This is a genomic window from Sandaracinobacteroides sp. (assembly GCF_057137845.1).
On sequence record NZ_DBNHFX010000243.1, the window covers coordinates 1 to 4,934 of the forward strand.

General features: G+C 64.8%; 4 protein-coding genes. 1 reads left to right on the forward strand and 3 read right to left on the reverse strand.

Features of this window, described 5'->3' with window-relative positions:
* Both AC16JP_RS12420 and AC16JP_RS12425 read right to left on the reverse strand, forming a co-directional pair.
* Positions 1 to 781, reverse strand: a 781-nt coding sequence (locus AC16JP_RS12420; protein WP_484340929.1) for an aconitase family protein, incomplete at its 3' end; no start/stop codon positions are given.
* A gap of 129 nt (positions 782 to 910) precedes the next feature.
* Entirely contained in the window at positions 911 to 1,414 is a 504-nt protein-coding gene (locus AC16JP_RS12425; protein ID WP_484340930.1) for a MarR family winged helix-turn-helix transcriptional regulator, read from the reverse strand.
* Between the two features lie 200 nt (positions 1,415 to 1,614).
* Between AC16JP_RS12425 and AC16JP_RS12430 the strand changes: the two genes are divergently transcribed.
* Positions 1,615 to 3,879: a TonB-dependent receptor gene (locus AC16JP_RS12430; RefSeq protein WP_484340931.1), complete on the forward strand. Its 2,265-nt coding sequence runs from the start codon at positions 1,615 to 1,617 to the stop codon at positions 3,877 to 3,879.
* A 60-nt stretch (positions 3,880 to 3,939) separates the two neighbouring features.
* Here the strand turns inward: AC16JP_RS12430 and AC16JP_RS12435 are convergent.
* On the reverse strand, positions 3,940 to 4,934 hold a 995-nt coding region (locus AC16JP_RS12435; protein WP_484340932.1), incomplete at its 5' end, for a hypothetical protein.

The following is a 4,934-nucleotide window of genomic DNA, read 5'->3' on the forward strand; positions in this document are numbered from 1 at the left end:
CATGGCCGTGCGGGGCAGCCGGACGCCCGGCCAGATAATCGAACGTCACCCGATCAGGCGCGATCAGCCCGGCCTGCGCCCCCATTTCGACGCTCATGTTGCTCAGCGTCATCCGGCCTTCCATCGACAGAGCGCGAACGGCTTCGCCTGCGAATTCAAGCGCGAAGCCGTTGGCTCCATCGACACCGATCCGGTGCAGCACCGCAAGCGCCAGGTCCTTTGCGGTTACATCATCGCCCAGCCGCCCGTCGATGGTGATGCGCATGTTGCGGGCTTTACGCTTCCACAGCGTCTGGGTCGCCAGCACCAGTTCGATGTCGGATGTGCCGATGCCGAACGCCAGCGCCCCGAACGCTCCGTGCGTCGAGGTGTGGCTGTCTCCGCAGACGATGGTCGAACCGGGCCATGTGCGGCCCTGCTCGGGTGCAACCACATGCACGATGCCATTGCGCGGATCACCCAGATCGAACCGCTCGACGCCGAACGCATCGCTGTTCTCGACCAGCTTCGCCAGTTGCGCGCGCGCTTCCGGGTCGGCGATTGCCGCGATACCGGCACGCTGGTTTTCGGTCGGCACATTGTGATCAGAGAGCGCCAGCGTCCGCTCGGGCCGCCGCACGCGCCTGCCGTGCTGGGCAAGTCCGGCAAAAGCCTGCGGTGAGGTCACCTCGTGCAGCAGGTGCAGGTCGATATAGAGCAGCGTTTCGCCGTCTTCCTCGCTGACGCTGTGCCGGCGCCAGATCCGGTCATACAGTGTCTCGCCACCACCAGTTGCCGCCATCCTGATCCTCTCGCGCGATGCGCACGCGGGGCCGTCCCCGAAGCGATCGGCGCATCATTGATTAGGATGCTAACGATATTTTGCCCATAGCGCCAGCCCCGCCGACATGGGCGCGGCTGGCGCGCAGGATCAGGCGCGGGTTTCGCTGGAAGCCGGAACCTGCGCCACTTCTTCAGCAAGGTTCGCCACCACGCGGCGCAGCAGCGCGCGCAGGCTATCGATCTCGCCCTGCGTCATGCCGCGCGTCGCCAGTTCGTTCACTTCGGTCGAAAACGGCAGCAACAGCGGTTCCAGTTGCCTTGCGCGAGGCGTCAGGAACACATGCACCTTGCGCCGATCGACGGTCGATGCCTCGCGGTGAACCAGCCCGGCCTTTTCCAGCCCCTTCAGCGCGACGACGGTCGTTGGTTCGCGCATTCCTACCCGCGTGCTCAGCTCGCGCTGGGTGATGCCGTCCTCGCGCCAGAGCTGGCGGAGGAAGCGCCACTGCCCGGCGGAAACGCCATGCACCATCGTCCGCTTTTCGAGCAACGCCGAGAAGGACCGGAACGTCACCCGCGAGAGATAGCCGATGCTGTTTTCAAGCTGCTGGAAATCATGGCCTGCCGGATCATTCTTCTCGCTGGTCGCCATATTTACCTACCCTCCCCCTCGCTGGCCTGGGCCTGTTGCCGCCCCTGCTGTGCAATACTGCCACAGTTGCCAGTGATTGCGCCGATCATGAACCGAACTGCTGGACAATGGCAAACTAATTCGTATTCTAAGTTTCGTGACGGCCGCGCGGCACACCGAGGTGCCTCTATACCAAAGCCGTCGACGGGAGGATGGATAGAATGGACGCAGGCACGAATCGCTGGCTGGCGGGAAGCGCCAGCAGGGCAATCGCTGTGGCGGGAAGCGCCACTGTGGCAATCGCACTGATGGCGGCAGCGCCTGCCGTCGCCGCCGAGGCCGCAGCCGATCAGGCCGCCGAGGCAGCCCGTGAATCCGGCGACATCGTCGTCACCGCGCAAAAGCGCGAACAGAATGTGCAGGACGTGCCGATCTCGATCGAAGTGATGTCGGGCGCGCAGTTGAAGGCGCTGAACATCACCGACATGAAGGATGCGGTGAACTATCTGCCCAACGTCTTCGTGCAGACGACCGCCGGCAACGACACCATCTATATCCGCGGCTTCGGCTCGCCGCCGGCCAACTATTCGTTCGACCAGTCGGTCAGCCTGTTCCTCGACGGCATCTACGCCGGCCGTGCGCGCCAGTCGGGCGCACAGTTCTTCGACCTCGAACGCATCGAAGTGATGCGCGGTCCGCAGGGCGCGCTGTTCGGCAAGAACACGCCCGCAGGCGCGATCAGCATCGTTTCCGCCCTGCCTACCACCACGCCCGAGTTCCGGCTGACCGGTCTCTATGACATCTCGAACCGTGGCCCGCAGATCTCGGGCTATGCCTCGGGCCCGTTGACCGACACGCTGTCGGCCCGCATCGCCTTCCGCGTCGGCCACCGCAACGGCTACCTCTCGAACCATGCGACCGGCCGCAAGGACCCGTCGATGGACGAGCAACTGGTGCGCGCCACGCTGCGTTTCGTCCCGACCGACAGCTTCGACTATACCGCCCGCTTCGAGTTCGTGAACCGCGAGTTCAAGGGCGGCAACACCGTGTCCAGCCCGGTCGGCCAGCCGCAGCAGCCGCGCCTCGACCGCTATCTCGCCGATGGCGGGCTTGGGCCGGAACTCGACAAGAACCGCGCCTTCCTGATCTCGGGCACGGGCAATCTTTCCGTGGGGGAATTCACCCTGCAGTCGATCACCGGCGTTTCGTGGTTCCGGGCCGACCGGGTGAACGGTTTCGACCAGACGACGGCGAACGGCGGCACCACGCCGAACAGCGTTTATAACCGCTACCCGGAACGCTTCCACCAGTTCTCGCAGGAAATCCGTCTGCTGTCGCCGACCGGCGGCACGCTGGAATATGTGCTTGGCGGCTATTACGACAACAACGCCTATTTCATGCAGAACAACACCGGCTTCAACATCGCCGCGCTGAACTACCTCGGGTTGCAGCATTCGAACTTCAATCAATCCTCGCGGACCTTCTCGGTCTATGGGCAGGGCACGCTGAACCTGACGCCGGAATTCCGCGTGATCGGCAGCCTGCGCTACACCAACACCCACAAGCGGGCGACGTTCGCCGCCGCGCTTGATTATGGCCCGTTCCCGCTGCGTCCGATCACCTCGGCGGCAGGCTGGCGCGCCGATAACAACCTCGATCCGTCGGTCACGGTGCAATATGATGTCGCCCGCGACGTCATGCTCTATGCAAGCTTCGGTCGCGGTTCCAAGGCCGGCGGCTTCGTTTCGAACACCTTCGGCGTCGTCAACACGCCGACGAAAAATACCTTCGAGTTCAACGACGAACGCTCGCGCAACTTCGAAGCAGGCGTCAAATCCTCGCTGTTCGACCGCATGATGACGCTGAACCTCTCGGTCTATAACACCCGGTTCACCGATCTTCAGGTTTCGGTCTACAAGCCCGAAGTCTCGACCTATGTGACCGGCAATGCCGCCACCGCCACGTCGCGCGGGGTGGAAGCCCAGATCGTGCTTCGCCCGACCGACAACTTCGACATCACCGCGAATGCTGCCTATCAGGATCTGAAATACAACAGCTTCCCCGGCGCCGCCTGCCTCGTCGGCATGACGCCGGGGCCGAACGGCACCTGCGATCTGGCCGGCAGGCGCCCGGCGCTTTCGTCGAAGTTCATGGGCAGTCTGCAGGCGCATGGCCGCATCGATGTCGGCGCCGAAAACGCGATCGACATCACTGCAACCGTCGCCGGGCGCAGCCGCTTCTACAACGCCGACAACCAGGATCCGTGGTATGGCGTCCAGCCCGGCTTCGCCAAACTGGATGCGCGGCTGCAATATGGCGCGCGCGATGATCGCTGGCATGTCGCGCTTCTGGGCCGCAACCTGACCAACAAACTGACGACGGGAAGCGCGTTCCTGCTGCCCGCGCCGATCACCGCAGTTCCGCGCGCGATCCTCTATGTGGAAGCGCCGCGCAGCGTGTCCGTCGAAGCGACGGTGCGCTTCTAGGGCGCCTCCCCGACGATCCGGGCCGATGAACCGGTCCGGATCGTCGGCGTTTGCCGGCGGCTACATCCGGGCGGGCCACTGCGCTTTCGGCTTCTTCCCCTCGCAGATGTCGCGCATGAAGCCGCGTGTTTCTGCCAGCACATTCCGGCGGTCCAGTTCGGTCAGCGCCGATTTCGCCTGAAGTTCACCGATGTTCGCAAGTATCTGTCGCCACAGCGTGCAGGCGCCCTCGATGTCGCCGAAATTGTAGCGGTTGCTCGCAGTCGTCCGCAGCGTCGCGGTATAGCTGCGCAGGGCGCCAGGCGCGCCACCGGCCAGCTCGACCAGCGTGCGGTGTGCCCCAAGCGCGCTTTCCGATGCGGCATAGCTTTTCGCCTTGTCGCCGCTGTCCATGTACAGTTGCGCCTCGATTTCGCTGGTCAGCGCCAATAGTTGCAGCCCGCTGCTGTCGTGCGGATCCCGTGCGACCATCTGCCGGGCAAGCCCCACCGCCTCGGCGATCGCGGCGCGCGCTTCCCGGTCGCGCTCGTTGGTGCGATGGACGACTGCCGCATACCACAGCGACATCGCAAGCTTGCGCCGCAACTTCGGGTCGTCCGGCGCTTCGGCCAGCAGCCCGCGATTGATTGCAATCCCCTGATCGATCGTCGCGCGCGCGGCGTCTTCCTGCTTCAGCTTGTGCTGCACCTCGGCCAGCAGGCGCAGATTGCCGCTGCGTGCGCCGCGCACCAGAACATTTCCCAGCAGTGCGGCGGGCAGCGCCTTCAGAAAGGCCTCGGCGCGCAGATGGAACGGCAATGCGGCAGCAAAGTCGTCGTTCCAGCCATAGCTGTCGCCCTGTGCCTGGATCGCAAGCGCATGCAGCCGCGCTGCGTCGGCGTCGTGCGTTGCGAACGGCGCGGTGGCCTTTTCGGCGTCGGTCGCGCGGGCGCGGGCGCGGGCGGGCTGGTTGTTGTTGTAAAGGTCGGTGCCGGCCTGTTCGGCCCGCAGTGCCGCGAATGCCAGCGCCACCGCCTTGTCGTCGGGGCGCGCGGCATAGGCCGGCTCCAGCAGTG